Raw genomic sequence first — 17275 nt, forward strand, 5'->3', positions numbered from 1 at the left:
TCCGAAGTGCAACTCGGTGCGGCCACTGGATCTCCGCGTGTCTACGCCTTCCGGGGGGCGCCCATCGGTGTACCGGCAACCGCCCGAAAGCCGGATCCGCGCCGGTTTTCCCCCTGTGGGGATCTCTGTGCGGATGCCGCGCGAAGGTGTCATGGCCCGGATGCCGGTGATGTCGGCACGTCCGCACCAGGGTTGACGCACCGTCGGCCTCGTCGTGCGCCCTGAGGGGGCTGGGTCACCCGTAATCGGCAACGCGGGGCGGAGTGGCCCGAGTTCACCGGCGTCCGGCCAACTTGACCGCCCCCGTCCCCCCGTTGGGCGCGAGGGGATCCGCGCGCGTTGCACCGCTCACCGGGACCGGTCTCTCCGCATTTCGGGTTGGCAAAGAACGCCCATGCGGCCTGTTGTCAGGGACCGTTCACAAGAAAGGATCCCCGGTACGTACTGGAGAGCGCCGGACGAACGGCGCTTCGCACAGGGGGAGGTACCACGTGAGACGCACCGCAGTGCTCGGCTCGGCCGGCGCTCTGGCCGCGGCGACTCTCATAGCCGGCGCCATGGCAGCGCCGTCGGCCACCGCCGACGGCCGCGGCCACGCCGGCCCGGAGGCGCACGGTGTGGCCGTCGCCGCCGCTCGGGCGGCGACGGCCGGGATCGACTGGCAGGACTGTCCTGCGGACTGGGCGCTCGCGAAGCCCATCCAGTGCGGCTGGGTGACCGTGCCGGTCGACTACGCACACCCGGATGGCCGGACGATCAAGCTCGCGGTGGACCGGGCTCTGAGCACCGGCACCGCGTCGCAGCGGCAGGGCTCCCTCGTCTACAACCCCGGTGGCCCCGGCGCTTCGGGTATGCGCTTCCCCGCCAGGTCCACCACCGGGAGCGCGCTCTGGGTCAACACCGCCAAGGCGTACGACTTCGTGGGCTTCGACCCGCGCGGCGTGGGCCACTCGGCGCCGGTCTCCTGCATGGACCCGCAGAAGTACGTCAGCGCCCCCAAGGCCGATCCGGTCCCGGACAGTGCGGCCGACAAGCAGGTCCAGCGCAAGCTCGCAGCGCAGTACGCGGACGGCTGCGAGCAGCGCAGCGGTGCGATGCTGCCGTATCTGACCACGCCGAACACGGCGCGCGACCTCGACGTCATCAGGGCGGCGCTCGGCGAGAAGAAGCTCAACTACCTGGGAGTCTCCTACGGCACCTATCTCGGCGCCGTGTACGGAACGCTCTTCCCGGGCCATGTCCGCCGGATGATCGTGGACAGTGTGGTCGACCCGAAGCAGTCGAACATCTGGTACGAGGCCAACCTCAACCAGGACGTCGCCTTCCAGGGCCGCTGGAACGACTGGCAGAACTGGGTCGCCGCCAACGACGCCGCCTTCCACATCGGGAAGACGGCAGCCGCCGTCGAACAGCAGTGGGTGAAGCTGCGCGCCACAGCGAAGAAGCATCCGATCGGCGGGGTCGTGGGCCCCGCCGAACTGCTCGGGTTCTTCCAGAACGCGCCGTACTACGACTCCTCCTGGGTACCGGTCGCCAAGGCCTGGAGCCAGTACCTCGCCGGTGATCCGAAGCCGCTGATCGATGCCGCAGGGCCCGATATGGCGGACACCGCGGGCAACATCTCCGCGGAGAACGGCACAGCCGTCTACACGTCGGTCGAGTGCGCCGACGCCAAGTGGCCGACCGACTGGCGGACATGGGACCGGGACAACACCCGGCTCAACAAGGACAACCCGTTCCTCACCTGGTCCAACGCCTGGATGAACCTGCCGTGCGCCACCTGGCCCGCGAAGCAGCAGACCCCGGTGAACGTCCACACGGGCAAGGGGCTCCCGCCCGTACTGATCGTGCAGTCGACCCGTGACGCGGCCACGCCGTTCCAGGGCGCCGTCGACCTGCACCAGCGCTTCAAGGGCTCCCGCCTCATCATCGAGAAGGGCGCCGGATCGCACGGGGTGACCGGTCTGGTCAACCCGTGCATCAACACCCGGGTGGACAGTTATCTGCTCACCGGCAGCACCGACCGCCACGATGTGACGTGCACCCCGCACGCCACACCGACGCCGTAACAGCCCACGCTGGGGGACCGCTTGGTCAGCGGTTCCCCAGCCAGGCGTCCTCCGCCACGTAGTCGAAGAGATCGAGATGCGGGTCGTAGGTCTTCGCCATCGCGGGGAAGGCCTCGCGCCAGTCCCTGTCCCGGAGCCGGCCGGTGATCCACTCCACGGTCGCGGGCAGCGAATCGGCGTACCCGGTCACCGGGCGGTAGCCCAGCTCCCGCTCGGCGGCCGACATGTCGTACACCACGGGGTGGTCGACGCCCCATGGGGTCATGCCCCGTTCGGAGCGCCCCTCGACCAGCACCAACCGGCTCTGTACGCCCAGGATTTCGTCGATGGCCGTACTGATTTCGGCGACCGTCGGCGCCTCGGGGTCCCCGCCGTTCAGCACCCGCGCCCCCGGGCGCAGCGCGGCCAGCCGGATCATCTCGGCGAGGTTGGAGACATGCACCGGTTGGAAGCGGCTCCGCCCGCCGTGGGCCAGGATCCGCACCGGGCGGCCGTCGAGCGCGCGCTTGACGAAGTACAGCTCACGCGGTGACCGGCCGTGCGGACCGTGGATCGCGCCGGCGCGCACCAGCGTCACGGGCAGGGCCTCGGCTGCCGCCAGCAGCTCCCGCTCCAGCGCCACCTTGCGGGTGCCGTACGTGGCCGGGCCCGGCTCGACCGTGAGGTGGCTCTCGGGGATCGGCACCGGAAAGCGCGGGAAGCCGTCCGGCTCGTCCTGGGTATCGAAGCTGCGCCCATCGGCGTCGGCGTACACCGCGCCGCTGGATATCACCACCGCCGATCCGATCCGGTCCGCGAGGCCGGTCAGCTGCCGGGCGTGGTCCGCTCCGTACGCGACCATGTCGACCAGCACGTCACAGCCGTCGCCCAGGGCCGCCGCCAGCTCGCCGTCACCGTCCCGGTCGACGCGCACCGTACGCACGTCATCGGGCCAGCTGTCGTCGCGGCCCGCCCCGCGCGAAGCGGCCCGCACCTCCCATCCGTCCGAGACGAGCGCGCGCACCGCCGCGCGCCCGATCTGCCCTGTGGCTCCGAGTACGAAAACGCTTCCCCTGCTGCTCATGCCACCGACGCTACGGCCCGTGCTCAGGTCCGGGCCAGACGGTTCTGCCCACAGCCGATCCGGTGTCAGTGCGGCTTCCTCGGTGGTTTCTTCGCCTGTGCTGCCTTCACATCCGCGGCGTACGCGTCGACGTACTCCTGGCCGGAGAGCCCGAGGACCGCGTACATGATCTCGTCGGTGACGGCCCGCAGTGCCACCTTCTCGTTCTCCAGCCCCTCGTAGCGGCTGAAGTCCAGTGGCTTCCCGAAGCGGATCGTCACCCGCCTGATCTTCGGCATCCGCTGGCCGGGCGGCTGGATCTCGAAGGTGCCCACCATGGCGCACGGCACCACCGGAACCCGGCCCTTGACGGCCATCACGGCGACCCCGACCTTGCCCTTGTAGAGCCTGCCGTCGTGCGAGCGGGTGCCCTCCGGATAGATCCCCAGCAGTTCACCCCTGCCGAGCACGCCGAGCCCCTCGCGGACCGCGGCCTTGCCCGCTTCCCGGCCCGACCGGTCCACCGGGATCTGGCCGATGCTGCGGAAGAAGGCAGCCGTCAGCCGTCCCTTGATGCCCGGCCCGGTGAAGTACTCCTGCTTGGCGAGGAAGGTGATGCGCCGGCTCAGGACGACCGGCATCAGGAAATGGTCGGAGAAGGACAGATGGTTGCCCGCGATGATCGCGGCGCCATCCTCCGGGATGTGTTCGAGCCCTTCGATCCTCGGCCGGAACAGCAGCCTCAGCAGGGGCCCGAGCAGGGCATATTTCAGGACGTAGTAGAACAATCGCGGTACCGCCTCCCCGTCGCCCCGTGCCGACGCACAGTAGCCGCCGCACCGCCCGCTGCGAAACCCGTGCGGGCCTGTTCCGGACCTGTACTGCGCCTGTTCCAGGCATGTTTCGGGCTTCCCGGGCCTGCCCCCGTCCGGTCCTGGCCGGGCCCCGGCGGCAGGCCGTCCGGGAGCGGGGATCCGCGTCCGTACGGGTGGCCGGGCGGCGTGGTGGCTTGCCGGCGGGCCCGGTGGCCGGGTGCTCTGGCCTCCCACCCTCGTACCGAGTTCCAGGAGGCCCGGATGCGCCCCCGTACGATGCCCGCCGCAGCGGCCCTGCTCGCCTTCGCCGCGGCTGTGCCCGCGCAGGCCGCCGCAACGCCGCCCATCCGCCCGGCCGGACTCGTCCTCACCGTCGCTTCGCCGTCGCACCCCGACCGGGACCGCAGCGTACTGCTCCGGTGCGCACCGGAGGGGAGCGACGGCTCGCACCCGGACGCCGCAGCGGCCTGCCGGGCACTCGACCGGGCGGGCGGCAGTTTCGACCGCCTCGACGGGGAGCCCCGGCCCTGCACCCGGCAGTCCGACCCGGTCACGGTCACCGTCGGCGGGACCTGGGGTGGCCGCCCCACCCACTGGGACCGGACGTTCGCCAACGCCTGTTCGCTCGACGCGGCGACCGGCCCGGTCTTCCGCTTCTGAGCGGCTCGCCGGCCGGGCCGGTCAGCCGCTGCCGCGCGACGCGATCATGCCGACGGTCACGAGCCCCAGCACCACCCAGCCGAACCACAGCCAGCCGTTGCTGCCGAGCACAACCGTGTATCCCGTCACCGTGACCAGGGCTCCCACGGTGATGACACCCATCGCTTTCACAGAACCGGGCATGGCCCTCCTCCTCGGGGGTGGAGGGCCATCGTCGCCCGGCAGGGGCCTTCTCCGCTACTGGCCGCGTGCCTGGAGTGACGCCAGGTAGGCGTTGTAGGCCGCCAGTTCCTTGTCGCCGTTGCGGTCCTCGGCCCGGTCGGAGCGTCGTGAGACGCGCTGCTCGGAGCTGTACCACTGGAAGACCAGGGCGATCAGAACCAGCACGGACGGGATCTCGCTGAACGCCCAGGCGATACCGCCCGCGGCCTCCTGGTCGGAGAGCGCGTCGATCCCCAGCGAGACGGAAGGGTGCTTGTACACCTGCACCATCGGTTCGCTCGCCATCATCAGGGCGATGCCGAAGAACGCGTGGAAGGGCATCCCGGCGAAGAGCTCCAGCATCCGCATGATGTAGCCCGGCCGGTGCGGGCCCGGGTCGATGCCCATGATCGGCCAGAAGAAGACCAGACCCACGAAGAGGAAGTGCACCATCATCGCGATGTGCCCGGTCCTCGAACCCATCAGGAAGTCGAAGAGCGGCGTGAAGTACAGGCCGTAGAGGCTGGCGATGAACAGCGGGATGGTGAAGGCGGGATGCGTGATGACCCGCATGTAGCGGCTCTGGAGCAGCATCAGCAGCACCTCCCGCGGCCCCTTGCGGTTGCCCCGGCCCGCGACGGGCAGTGCGCGCAGGGCCAGCGTCACCGGCGCACCGAGCAGCAGCAGGATGGGGGAGAGCATGCTGATGATCATGTGCTGCACCATGTGCACGCTGAACATGACCATGCCGTAGTCGTTCAGCTTGGTGCACATCGTCAGACCGACGGTCAGCACCCCGACGGTGAAGAGCACGATCCGGTGGATTGGCCAGCTGTCGCCGCGCCGGCGCAGCCGCACCACGCCCCAGCCGTACAGCGCGAGCCCCGCCAGACAGCCGATCAGGAAGAACGGGTCCGCGGAGAACCCCAGCCCCCGTCCCAGCGTGAACGGCGGCAGATCCATGGTCATGCCGCCCATGGGCATGCCGTGCCCGCTGTGGTCCATCCACTCACTCCTGATTCGTGCCCGATGTCCGCACCAGCGTAGAACTGCCCCCGACCGCAGCTGCGGCCGGGGGCAGTTCGTACTGTATCGGGCGAATGGGGAACGCTCAGAGGACGCACTCGGCTTCGGCGTACCGCTCGGCGGGCACGGTCTTGAGGGTCTCCACGGCCTGGGCGAGCGGCACCATGGTGATCTCCGTGCCGTGCAGGGCGGTCAGCATGCCGAACGCGCCGCGGTGCGCGGCCTCCACGGCGTGCCAGCCGAACCGGGTGGCCAGGACGCGGTCGTACGCGGTGGGGGTGCCGCCGCGCTGCACATGACCGAGTATCACCGGACGGGCCTCCTTGCCGAGGCGCTGCTCCAGCTCGATGGAGAGCTGCCTGGCGACACCGGCGAACCGCTCGTGGCCGTACATGTCCTTGGCGCCCACGTCGAAACTCATCGAGCCCTCGCGCGGCTTCGCACCCTCGGCGACCACCACGATCGCGAACTTCTTGCCCGCCGAGAAGCGCCGCCCGACCAGCTCGGTGAGCTCATCGATGTCGAAGGGACGCTCCGGCACGACGATGGCGTGCGCGCCCGCGGCCATGCCCGAGTGCAGCGCGATCCAGCCGGTGTGGCGCCCCATGACCTCCACGATCAGCACCCGCTGGTGCGATTCGGCGGTGGTCTTCAGCCGGTCGAGCGCATCGGTCGCGACCCCGACGGCCGTGTCGAAGCCGAAGGTGACATCGGTCGACGCGATGTCGTTGTCGATGGTCTTCGGCACGCCCACTATCGGCAGCCCGGCCTCGGAGAGGAGGTGCGCCGCCTTCAGCGTGCCCTCGCCGCCGATCGGGATGATCGCGTCGAGCCCCAGGTCGGCGACATGGCCCCGGGCGCGCTCCACACCGTCGCGCAGATGCGCGGGCTGCACCCGCGAGGAGCCGAGGATCGTGCCGCCGCGCGCCAGAATGCCGCCCACCGCGTCGAGGTCGAGCTTGCGGTAGTCGCACTCGAGCAGGCCCTTCCATCCGTCGTGGAAGCCGATGACCTCGTCGCCGTGGTCGACGACGGCGCGGTGCACGACCGAGCGGATGACGGCGTTCAGGCCGGGGCAGTCGCCGCCGGAGGTGAGCACACCAATTCGCATTGCCCGACTTACCTTTGCAACGTGGGCTTGTGACCGGACCACGTCGTCCGGGCTGGATCCCCGTCAGCCTACCGGCGGAGGGTGACAGGGACGTAGCGGGCGTCCGCCTGCTGGACGCCGCTCAGATGTACGTATCGGGCCTCATGCGGGCTGTGTCGCCGCCGCGATCCGCTCGGTCCGCAGCGCCTCGTACCAGCGGTCGTCGGTCGGAGGCAGCGCGTTGACGTCCAGGGCCAGCTTGAGCAGCAGGTCGGCGATCTGCGGGTTGCGGGCCAGTACCGGGCCGTGCATGTACGTGCCGAAGACGGTGTCGTTGTACGCGCCCTCGGTGCCGTCGCCTGTGCCGTTCCCCCGGCCGAGCTGGACGCGGGCGAACGGGCGGGCCGTCGGGCCGAGATGGGTGATGCCCTGGTGGTTCTCGAAGCCGGTCAGCGGCGGCAGGCCCAGCCGCTGGTCGATGTCGCCGTACACGTCGCCGACGCAGCGGTCGCCCTCGCCGCGGGTGGAGATCACGTCGAGGAGCCCCAGGCCCGGTTCGCGCTCGCCGAGGTCGTTGATGAACTCGTGGCCGAGGATCTGGTAACCGGCGCAGACCGAGAAGATGATCGCGCCGTTGGAGGCCGCCCTGCTGAGGCCGCCGTCCCTGCGCAGCCGCTCGGAGGCCAGCCGCTGCGGGCGGTCCTCGCCGCCGCCGATCAGATAGATGTCACCGGATGTCGGCACCGGCTGGTCGCTGCGCACGTCGATACGGGTCACGTCGAGGCCGCGCTGGCGGGCCCGGCGCTCCACGACCAGGGCGTTGCCCTGGTCGCCGTAGGTGCTCAGCAGGTCCGGGTAGACCCACACCAGGCGCAGGCTGTTGTCGCTCATCATCGTTTCCTCTGAGGTCAGTTGCCGACGCGGCGGCGCACGTCCTGGAACGCGGTGTAGTTGGCGATCAGTTCGATCCGGCCGGGCGGCGCGTACTGGACCGCCTCGTCCACGGTCTCGCAGACCTGGAACTGGAGACCGGCCACTTCGAGCCGTACCGCGAGGTCCAGCTTGCGGTCGCCGATGACGAAGATCGGGTGGCCCGCGAGCCGGGTGTAGTCGACGTCCCAGAGCCAGGAGGTGTCCGTGCCGTCGGCGCCGCGGGCGTTGACGGCGAGGATCACCGGCGTGGGCGGCGGGTCGATCAGCGAGAACGTCTCCAGCCAGCCCGCCGGGTTCTTGGCGAGCAGCAGCCGCACCTCGCGGTTGAGGAACGACACCACGTCGTAGCGCCCGGCGACCGCCTGCACCCCGTACATCCGCTCCAGGGCGACCTGCGGCGGAACCCCGAAGGTGGCCGCGACGGCCGCCGACGTCGTCGCGTTCGCCTTGTTCGCCCGGCCCGGCAGCTGGAGGTGGATCGGCCAGGCGGAGCCGTGCGGGTCGAGGACGTAGTCGCCGGAGAGCGCCCAACTGGGCGCCGGACGGCGGAAACCGCAGTCCGCGCAGAACCACTCGTCGTTCGGCCACTGGAGCACACCGCCGCAGGACGGGCACGACCAGGCGTCGTCCTTCCACTCCTGGCCGGCCGCGACCCAGACCACGGTGGGGGAGGACGAAGCTGCCCACACGACGAGCGGGTCGTCGGCGTTGGCGATGACCACGGCCTTCGTCCCGGCCAGCCCCTCGCGCCACCTCTCGGCCAGCATGCGGGTCTCGCCCGCCCGGTCGAGCTGGTCCCGGGAGAGATTCAGCAGGGCGATCGCCTTGGGCGTCGTGTCGCGTGCGACCCCGGCGAGGTACTTCTCGTCGACCTCGATCACGCCGAAGCGCGCGTCGGAACCGCCGGCCAGCGCGGAGGTGATGCCCGCCGGCATGTTGGCGCCCAGGGCGTTCGACACGACAGGTCCCGCGGCCCGCAGCGCCTCGGCGATGAGCCGGGTCGTGGTCGTCTTGCCGTTCGTCGCCGAGACCAGGATCACGTCCAGATGCTGGGCGAGACGCCCGAGCAGGTCGGGGTCCAGCCTCAGCGCGACCTTGCCGCCGATCACCGATCCGCTGCCGCGCCCCGCGGCGCGCGATACCGCTGCCGCGGCCTTGCCTGCCGTCACGGCCAGCTTGGCCCGCGGCGACAGCGGCTCCGTGTTGCCGTCCATCGTCCTAGATCCTCCTTGCGTCGGCGCGGGGCTCAGCCTATCGAGATCCGGCCGTGCGCCCGACCTCGGCACCGCCGGGGGAGCGCCGTTCCGGTGGGAACGTACGCTTGCCGCCATGCGAAACCGCCCGATCCCCGGCAGTTCCGGAGCCGTGCGGACGATGAGTCCGCACGGCGATCCCGTGCTGCACGCGCCCTGCGAGCCCGTGGCCGCCTTCGACGCCTCGCTCGCCCGGCTCGTCGAGGACATGTTCGCGACGATGTACGCCGCACGGGGTGTCGGCCTCGCTGCGAACCAGATCGGTGTCGGGCTGCGGGTCTTCGTCTACGACTGCCCGGACGACGAGGACGTCCGCCATCTCGGGCACCTGGTCAACCCCCGGCTGGTGGAGGCGGACGGCGTCACCGTTCGCGGCGCCGAGGGCTGTCTCTCGCTGCCCGGCGTCGAGGCGGGCACCCCGCGCTTCGACCATGCCGTCGTGGAGGGCTTCTCCGTGACCGGCGAGCCGGTCACGGTCAGCGGTACCGGATTCTTCGCACGCTGTCTCCAGCACGAGTGCGACCACCTCGAAGGGCTGATGTACACGGACCGGCTGTCGGGCCTGCGCCGCGGCAGGGCGCTGCGGGCAGCCCGTAAAGCCGAACGGGCCCGCCAGGCCCCGCAGGTCCGCTAGGCCCCGCAGGTTCAGAAGCCCGGTCCGCCCACGCGGTCGGTGGCCAGGGAGAGCCTGCCCCAGAGGAGGTCGGCGAGACTGCTGACCAACTGCTCCCGGGAGCAGGGGCGTTCGCCCAGCCACCAGTCGCCCGCAGCATGCATCATCCCGACGATGCCATGGCCCCAGACCCGGGCCAGCTGTTCGCTGTCCGGCCCGAGGTCGACTCGTTCGGCGATGACTTTGGCCAGTTCCTCGCCGAGCCTGCGCAGCAGTGGCGCGGAGTGCAGCCCCACGTCGAAGGCCTGCTCGGGCTGCTGGCTGTCGTCGGCCGGGTGCATCAGGAAGCGGTAGACCTGCGGTCTGGCCTCGATCGCCGCGAGATAGGTGTCCAGCGTGGCCTCGACGCGCTCGCGGCGCCCGGCCGGAGCGTCCAGCGCGGCCCGCAGCGCGCTCAGCAGCGCGTCGGTGTGGCGCTTGGCGAGTGCCCGGTAGAGGCCGCCCTTGTCGCCGAAGTGCCGGTAGAGGATGGGCTTGGTGATCCCGGCCTCGGCGGCGATGGCGTTCATGGACGCCTTCGGGCCGTCCCGCAGCACGACCCGGTCGGCCGCCTCCAGCAGTTCCCGGCGGCGGCTGTGTGCCGACCGCTGCTGTGCGGTCTGTGCGGCCTGTGTGGTCCCCATGAGTAACTCTTCCCCACCCTGCGATTCTCGCTCTGTGACACGGACCCGTACTGCGTCCGCCGACTGATCCGGCCCCCGCCGAAAACGTAACACCCGGCCGGGGGCGCGCGCCGGGGGCGATCGTGGAGGTTGACAGGTTCTACTTGCCAGTAACAGACTGCGGTTACCGCAAGTAACAAACCGATGGAACGCAGTGCTGGAGGGGACATGGCCGAGTTCACGCTCGAACTCAACGATGACCAGAAGGAGGTCCGCGACTGGATCCACGGATTCGCCGCGGACGTCATCCGCCCGGCTGCCGCCGAGTGGGACGAGCGTGAGGAGACGCCCTGGCCGGTGATCCAGGAGGCCGCCAAGGTCGGCATCTACTCGCTCGACTTCTACGCCCAGCAGTTCTTCGACCCGACCGGCCTCGGTATCCCCATGGCCATGGAGGAGCTCTTCTGGGGCGACGCGGGCATCGCGCTGTCGATCGTCGGTACGGGCCTGGCCGCCGTCGGTGTCCTCGCCAACGGCACCGAGGAGCAGATCGGCACCTGGATCCCACAGATGTACGGCGACGCCGTCGACGTCAAGGTCGCGGCCTTCTGCTCGTCCGAGCCCGACGCCGGTTCGGACGTCGCGGCGATGCGGACCCGCGCGGTGTACGACGCGGCCAAGGACGAGTGGGTGCTGAACGGCACCAAGACCTGGGCGACCAACGGCGGCATCGCCAATGTCCATGTCGTGGTCGCCGTGGTCGACCCCGACGCCGGCTCCAAGGGGCACGCCTCGTTCATCGTCCCGCCGGGGACGCCGGGCCTCACGCAGGGCCAGAAGTTCAAGAAGCACGGCATCCGCGCCTCCCACACGGCCGAGGTCGTCCTCGAGGACGTCCGGGTGCCCGGCCACTGCCTGCTCGGCGGCAAGGAGAAGCTCGACGAGCGGCTGGCCCGCGCCCGGGAGCGCGCGAAGCAGGGCGGCGGCGAGCGTGTGAAGAACGCGGCGATGGCCACCTTCGAGGCCTCCCGCCCCGCGGTCGGCGCCATGGCGGTCGGCACCGCACGGGCCGCGTACGAGGTCGCGCTGGACTACGCGAAGACCCGCAGCCAGTTCGGCCGCCCGATCATCGACAACCAGGGCGTCGCCTTCCAGCTCGCCGACATGCGGACGCAGATCGACGCGGCCCGCCTGCTGGTCTGGCGCGCCTCCTGGATGGCATCGGCGAACAAGCCGTTCACCGCGGCCGAAGGCTCCATGTCCAAGCTGTACGCGAGCGAGACGGCCAAGAAGGTCACGGCCCAGGCCATCCAGATCCTCGGGGGCAACGGTTACACCCGTGAGTACCCGGTCGAGCGGATGCACCGCGATGCCGCGATCTACACCATCTTCGAGGGCACCAGCGAGATCCAGCGCCTGGTGATCGCCCGGACCCTGTCGGGCATGCCGATCCGCTGATCCGGCCCGGCCCGGCACACCTGACGGGCCGGACACCCGCATGACCGGCCGGACATCCGAACAGGCCCGCGGGGGTACGCCTCCGCGGGCCTGTTCGGATGTCCGGCCGGTCAGTCAGGTGTGTCAGGCCGGGAGCTGTGCCTCGATGGCCGCCACGACCTCCGGGGCCTCCGGCTCGGTACGCGGGCGGATCCGGGAGACGACCTCGCCCGTCGGGGAGATCAGGAACTTCTCGAAGTTCCACTGGACGTCCCCGGCCTCACCGGCTCCGTCGGCCACCTGCGTCAGCTCCGCGTACAGCGGATGCCGCCCGGCGCCGTTGACGTCGGTCTTCTCCAGCATCGGGAACGTCACGCCGTAGGTGGCCGAGCAGAAGGTCTGGATCTCGTCGGCGCTGCCCGGCTCCTGGCCGGCGAACTGGTTGCAGGGCACGCCGATCACGGCGAAGCCGCGCTCCCCGTACTGCTGCTGAAGCTTTTCGAGACCGGCGTACTGCGGGGTGAGGCCGCACTTGGACGCCACGTTCACCAGCAGCACCGCCTTGCCCCGGTAGTCGGCCAGGGATGTCGCGTCGCCGGTCAGGGTGCGCAGGGGGATGTCGTACAGGCTCATCGCCAGCTCCTGTCGTAGGTCAGTGGTACGTACTGTTCCAGAGACCTGCGGACGCCCGGGCGACGGCCCCGGCCTGCGGCCTTCCGCCGCCTCAGGCCGGCCCGCCCTGCCTGCGTGCCCGGCGCCGTGCGACCAGCAGAGCGCCGGCCAGCGCGGCGGCGGCCACCCCGCCCGCGAAGATGAACGCCGTCCAGCCCGAGACCGAGATGTGCGAGGTCTGCGACGCCGCGACCGGGGGTGTGTGCCCGGCCGGCGCCGGAGTGGCGGCGGGCGCCGAGGGGTGCGCCGGGCGGACGCCGGGCAGCACGCTCACCGGGGTCGCGGTGGGCGAGGTGGCGAACCCCCAGTCCAGCAGGGACCGCGTCTCGTTGTAGGCGTCGTTCGGCTGGCCCGACTGCGGGTTCATCACGGTCACCAGGAGGGTGCGCCCGTTCCGCTGGGCGGCGGTGACCAGGGTGTTGCCCGCTTGGGTCGTGTACCCGTTCTTCACCCCGAGCAGGCCGGGGTACTGCGCGACACCGTGCGACCCCACCAGCAGCCGGTTGGTGTTCTGGATCCCGAACGCGCCGGAGCCGCCCGAGGCCGGGAACCGGGCCGTCCTGGTCGAGGCGAACCGCCGGAACTCCGGATTCTCCATTCCCGCACGGGCGATCACGGACAGGTCGTACGCGGAGGAGTGCTGCCCCGGGGTGTCGTATCCGTCGGCGGACTTCACCACGGTGTCCCGCAACCCGATCCGGCGGGCGGTGTCCTGCATCTCCTTGATAGTGGCCGGCAGGCCGCCGTTCATCATCGCGAGGGTGTGCACCGCGTCATTGCCCGACGCCAGGAACACACCGCGCCACAGATCGGCGACCGTGTACCGGGTGCCCTCCTTCACCCCGACCATGCTGCTCCCCGGCTGGAGCCCGGTGATGTCGGTCTCCGCCACCCGGTGCACCTCGTTCGGCGGGAACTTGGGCAGCACGGTCAGCGCGAAGAGCGTCTTGAGCGTGCTGGCCGGCGGGAGGGGCCGGTGCGCGTCCCTGGCCGCCAGCACCTTGCCGGTCCGCAGGTCGGTCACCATCCACGACAGGGCTGTCGCCGCCGGCGGTCTGGCGGCTCCGGGGGAGACCTGGACGCCGCTGCCGTACAGCGCGGACTGCCCGCTGTGCGCGGCCGGTTCCGGCGTGGGCAGGCTGTCGGCCCGCGCGGCCGACGAGAGAGAGGCGAGTACCAGTGCGGGCAGGGAAACGGCCACAGCCGCACGGATCCTGACAGAACACCACATCGCTTGTGACATGATCATACCGTAGGAGAAGTCCGGAATGTCCGCTCCATGGCTTAGCCCGACCGGACCGGGCCCGGGGGCCCGGTCAGGCGCCGAGCCTGCGGAACAGTCCCTCCTGCACGACCGAGACCAGCAGATTCCCCGCGCGGTCGAAGATCCGGCCGCGGGCCAGCCCCCGGCCGCCCGTCGCGATAGGTGACTCCTGGTCGTAGAGGAACCACTCGTCCGCACGGAACGGGCGGTGGAACCACATGGCGTGGTCCAGCGAGGCCATGTCGAATCCGCGCGGCCCCCACAGCGGCTCCACCGGGATACGGACCGCGTCCAGCAGTGTCATGTCGCTGGCGTAGGTGAGCGCGCACGTGTGGATCAGCTGGTCGTCGCCGAGCGGGCCGACCGCCCGCATCCACACCGCGCTGCGCGGATCGGCGCCCTTGATCTCGTCGGGGGTCCAGCGCAGCCGGTCCACGTAACGGATCTCGAAGGGCTGCCTGCGGGCCATCCGCTCCAGCGCCTCGGGCAGCTTGCCCAGGTGCTCACGGATCTCGTCGGAGATCGTCGGCAGCGACTCGGGGTCCGGGACGTCGCGGGCCGGCGCCTGGTGCTCGATGCTGCCCTCCTCCGGCCGGTGGAAGGACGCCGTCAGGTTGAAAATGGTACGGCCCTGCTGGACCGCCGTCACCCGGCGGGTGGTGAAGGAGCGGCCGTCCCTGACCCGTTCCACCTGGTAGACGATCGGCACCCCCGGCCTGCCGGGACGCAGGAAGTACGCGTGCAGCGAGTGGACCGGCCGCTCGCCGTCGGTGGTACGGCCCGCCGCCACCAGGGCCTGCCCGGCGACCTGCCCGCCGAACACCCGCTGCAGGGACTCGTGCGGGCTGCGGCCGCGGAAGATGTCGACCTCGATCTGCTCCAGGTCGAGCAGGTCGATCAGCTTCTCGGTGGGGTTCGTCATACGGTGCCCTCCCAGGTCACGGCGGATTCCCCGGTCACAGCGGATTCCCAGGTCACAGTGGTTTCCCGGCTCACAGCTGGCCGACGGCGGTGACGCGGACGACCGCGCGGCCCTCCTCGTCGGAGGCCGCGAGATCCACCTCCGCGCTGATGCCCCAGTCGTGGTCGCCGTTCGGGTCGGCGAAGATCTGCCGCACGCGCCACAGCCCGTGCGAGGTGTTCTCCTCGTCCGCCTCGATGATCAGCAGCTTGGGGCCGCGGGCGTCCGGCCCCGTGCCCAGGTCGTCGTACTCGTCCCAGTAGGCGTCCATCGCCTCGCCCCAGGCGTCCTCGTCCCAGCCCGCGTCGCCGTCCAGCTCGCCGAGCGCGGCCACGTTGTCCAGCGCCGCCAGCTCCACCCGGCGGAACATGGCATTGCGCACGAGCACCCGGAAGGCCCGGGCGTTGGCGGTGACCGGCTTGACCTGGTCGGCCCGCTCGGCGGCCTGCTCCGCGGTCTCCACCTCCGGGTTGGCCAGCTGTTCCCACTCGTCGAGCAGGCTGGAGTCCACCTGGCGGACCAGCTCGCCCAGCCAGGCGATGAGGTCCTGGAGGTCCTCGGACTTCAGGTCGTCCGGGATGGTGTGGTCGAGCGCCTTGTACGCGCCCGCGAGGTACCGCAGCACGATCCCCTCGGTGCGCGCGAGCTCGTAGTGCGAGGTGAACTCGGTGAAGGTCATGGCCCGTTCGTACATGTCACGGATGACCGACTTCGGCGACACCGGGTGGTCGCCGACCCACGGGTGGCTCGTGCGGTAGACGTTGTACGCGTGCACCAGCAGCTCTTCGAGCGGCTTGGGGTACGTGACCTCCTGGAGCCGCTCCATGCGCTCCTCGTACTCCATCCCGTCGGCCTTCATCTGGCCGATCGCCTCGCCGCGCGCCTTGTTCTGCTGGGCGGCGAGGATCTGCCGCGGGTCGTCCAGCGTCGACTCGACCACCGAGACCATGTCCAGTGCGTACGAGGGGGACTCGGCGTCCAGCAGGTCGAACGCGGCCAGCGCGAACGTGGACAGCGGCTGGTTGAGCGCGAAGTCCTGCTGGAGATCGACGGTGAGACGGATGATGCGGCCCTCGGCGTCCGGTGCGTCCAGCTGCTCCACCACACCGCCGTCGAGCAGCGAGCGGTAGATCGCGATGGCGCGGCGGATGTGCCGCAGCTGCGCCTTGCGCGGCTCGTGGTTGTCCTCCAGGAGGTGGCGCATCGCCTTGAACGCGTTGCCCGGCCGGGCGATCACCGACAGCAGCATGGTGTGGGTGACCCGGAACCGCGAGGTCAGGGGCTCGGGATCGGCGGCGATCAGCTTCTCGAAGGTGGTGTCGCTCCAGGCGATGAAGCCTTCCGGCGCCTTCTTGCGGACCACCTTGCGGCGCTTCTTCGGGTCATCGCCCGCCTTGGCGAGCGCCTTCTCGTTCTCGACGACGTGCTCGGGTGCCTGCGCGACGACGAAGCCCGCCGTGTCGAACCCGGCCCGGCCGGCGCGGCCCGCGATCTGGTGGAACTCCCGGGCGCGGAGCGTGCGGACACGAGTCCCGTCGTACTTCGTCAGCGCCGTGAACAGCACTGTGCGGATGGGGACGTTGACTCCCACGCCCAGGGTGTCCGTGCCGCAGATGACCTTCAACAGGCCCGCCTGGGCCAGCTTCTCGACCAGCCGGCGGTACTTGGGGAGCATGCCGGCGTGGTGGACGCCGATGCCATGGCGCACATAACGCGAGAGGTTCTGGCCGAACTTGGTGGTGAAGCGGAAGTTGCCGATGAGATCGGCGATCCGGTCCTTCTCCTCCCGGCTGCACATGTTGATGCTCATCAGCGACTGCGCGCGCTCGACCGCCGCGGCCTGGGTGAAGTGCACGATGTAGACGGGCGACTGCTTGGTTTCGAGCAGTTCGGTCAGCGTCTCGGTGATCGGGGTCCGCCGGTACTCGTACGAGAGCGGGACCGGGCGGCTCGCGGAGCGGACCACGGAGGTCGGCAGGCCGGTGCGCCGCGTCAGGTCCTCCTCGAACCGGGAGACGTCACCGAGGGTCGCGGACATCAGGATGAACTGCGCCTGCGGTAGTTCCAGGATCGGGATCTGCCACGCCCAGCCCCGGTCGGGCTCCGCGTAGAAGTGGAACTCGTCCATCACGACCTGGCCGATGTCGGCGTACTTGCCGTCGCGCAGCGCGATCGAGGCCAGCACCTCCGCCGTGCAGCAGATGACCGGGGCGTCCGCGTTCACCGACGCGTCGCCGGTGAGCATGCCGACGTTCTCGGTGCCGAAGAGCTTGCACAGGTCGAAGAACTTCTCCGAGACCAGGGCCTTGATCGGCGCGGTGTAGAAGGTGACCTTGTCGTTGGCCAGCGCGGTGAAGTGCGCACCGGCCGCCACCAGGCTCTTTCCGGAGCCGGTGGGGGTCGAGAGGATCACGTTGGCCCCGGACACCACCTCGATCAGCGCTTCCTCCTGAGCCGGATAGAGCGTGATGCCCTGACCCTCCGCCCACGACGAGAAGGCCTCGAAGAGAGCATCGGGATCGGCGGTCGTGGGGAGCTGATCGATAAGGGTCACGCCTCCATCTTGCCTGCCTTACC

At 70.4% G+C, this 17275-nt stretch carries 16 protein-coding genes; 4 read left to right on the plus strand and 12 right to left on the minus strand.

Going from position 1 to position 17275, the window contains the following annotated elements; translation table 11 throughout:
- Positions 1–491: 491 nt before the first annotated feature.
- On the plus strand, positions 492–2069 hold the full coding sequence (locus tag OG210_RS29435) for an alpha/beta hydrolase (RefSeq protein ID WP_328324088.1): 1578 nt from the start codon (positions 492–494) through the stop codon (positions 2067–2069).
- A 25-nt stretch (positions 2070–2094) separates the two neighbouring features.
- Here the strand turns inward: OG210_RS29435 and OG210_RS29440 are convergent, their stop codons facing one another.
- Together OG210_RS29440 and OG210_RS29445 are read right to left on the minus strand one after the other, a co-directional pair.
- Entirely contained in the window at positions 2095–3132 is a 1038-nt protein-coding gene (locus OG210_RS29440) for an NAD-dependent epimerase/dehydratase family protein (protein WP_328324086.1), read from the minus strand.
- Positions 3133–3197: 65 nt separating this feature from the next.
- Positions 3198–3899 (minus strand): lysophospholipid acyltransferase family protein, encoded by a 702-nt coding sequence (locus tag OG210_RS29445; RefSeq protein WP_371539555.1) that lies wholly within the window; start codon positions 3897–3899, stop codon positions 3198–3200.
- Positions 3900–4187: 288 nt separating this feature from the next.
- On the opposite strand from OG210_RS29445, the gene OG210_RS29450 reads away from it, so the two are divergent.
- Positions 4188–4586: an SSI family serine proteinase inhibitor gene (locus OG210_RS29450; protein WP_328324082.1), complete on the plus strand. Its 399-nt coding sequence runs from the start codon at positions 4188–4190 to the stop codon at positions 4584–4586.
- A gap of 21 nt (positions 4587–4607) precedes the next feature.
- Here OG210_RS29450 and OG210_RS29455 read toward each other — a convergent pair whose 3' ends face one another.
- The 5 genes from OG210_RS29455 to OG210_RS29475 all read right to left on the minus strand — a co-directional run bounded on the left by OG210_RS29455 (position 4608) and on the right by OG210_RS29475 (position 9050).
- On the minus strand, positions 4608–4769 hold the full coding sequence (locus OG210_RS29455; protein WP_327298942.1) for a hypothetical protein: 162 nt from the start codon (positions 4767–4769) through the stop codon (positions 4608–4610).
- A 54-nt stretch (positions 4770–4823) separates the two neighbouring features.
- On the minus strand, positions 4824–5792 hold the full coding sequence (locus OG210_RS29460) for a cytochrome c oxidase assembly protein (RefSeq protein ID WP_328324080.1): 969 nt from the start codon (positions 5790–5792) through the stop codon (positions 4824–4826).
- A 106-nt stretch (positions 5793–5898) separates the two neighbouring features.
- Complete coding sequence (locus tag OG210_RS29465; protein WP_328324078.1) at positions 5899–6924, minus strand: 6-phosphofructokinase; 1026 nt, start codon at positions 6922–6924, stop codon at positions 5899–5901.
- Positions 6925–7065: 141 nt separating this feature from the next.
- Positions 7066–7794, minus strand: a complete 729-nt coding sequence (locus OG210_RS29470; protein WP_164265137.1) for a type 1 glutamine amidotransferase — start codon at positions 7792–7794, stop codon at positions 7066–7068.
- 17 nt (positions 7795–7811) lie between these two features.
- On the minus strand, positions 7812–9050 hold the full coding sequence (locus OG210_RS29475; RefSeq protein WP_266859407.1) for a MurT ligase domain-containing protein: 1239 nt from the start codon (positions 9048–9050) through the stop codon (positions 7812–7814).
- A 115-nt stretch (positions 9051–9165) separates the two neighbouring features.
- Here OG210_RS29475 and def point away from each other — a divergent pair, with 115 nt between their 5' ends.
- Complete coding sequence (gene def, locus OG210_RS29480; protein ID WP_328324074.1) at positions 9166–9723, plus strand: peptide deformylase; 558 nt, start codon at positions 9166–9168, stop codon at positions 9721–9723.
- 11 nt (positions 9724–9734) lie between these two features.
- On the opposite strand, the gene OG210_RS29485 is transcribed toward def, so the two are convergent.
- Positions 9735–10385: a TetR family transcriptional regulator gene (locus OG210_RS29485; protein ID WP_328324072.1), complete on the minus strand. Its 651-nt coding sequence runs from the start codon at positions 10383–10385 to the stop codon at positions 9735–9737.
- A 207-nt stretch (positions 10386–10592) separates the two neighbouring features.
- Between OG210_RS29485 and OG210_RS29490 the strand changes: the two genes are divergently transcribed.
- Positions 10593–11822, plus strand: coding sequence for an acyl-CoA dehydrogenase family protein (locus OG210_RS29490; protein ID WP_328324070.1), 1230 nt, complete (start codon positions 10593–10595; stop codon positions 11820–11822).
- Between the two features lie 123 nt (positions 11823–11945).
- Here OG210_RS29490 and OG210_RS29495 read toward each other — a convergent pair whose 3' ends face one another.
- From OG210_RS29495 to OG210_RS29510, 4 genes are all read right to left on the minus strand, one after another.
- Entirely contained in the window at positions 11946–12434 is a 489-nt protein-coding gene (locus tag OG210_RS29495; protein ID WP_328324069.1) for a glutathione peroxidase, read from the minus strand.
- Positions 12435–12525: 91 nt separating this feature from the next.
- On the minus strand, positions 12526–13674 hold the full coding sequence (locus tag OG210_RS29500; protein ID WP_371539563.1) for a D-alanyl-D-alanine carboxypeptidase family protein: 1149 nt from the start codon (positions 13672–13674) through the stop codon (positions 12526–12528).
- 115 nt (positions 13675–13789) lie between these two features.
- Complete coding sequence (locus tag OG210_RS29505) at positions 13790–14659, minus strand: acyl-CoA thioesterase II (RefSeq protein ID WP_328324067.1); 870 nt, start codon at positions 14657–14659, stop codon at positions 13790–13792.
- Positions 14660–14729: 70 nt separating this feature from the next.
- Positions 14730–17252, minus strand: a complete 2523-nt coding sequence (locus OG210_RS29510; RefSeq protein ID WP_328324065.1) for a DUF3516 domain-containing protein — start codon at positions 17250–17252, stop codon at positions 14730–14732.
- Between the last annotated feature and the right edge of the window lie 23 nt (positions 17253–17275).

The sequence above is a fragment of the Streptomyces sp. NBC_00466 genome, from assembly GCF_041433995.1.
Taxonomy (GTDB): Bacteria; Actinomycetota; Actinomycetes; order Streptomycetales; family Streptomycetaceae; genus Streptomyces.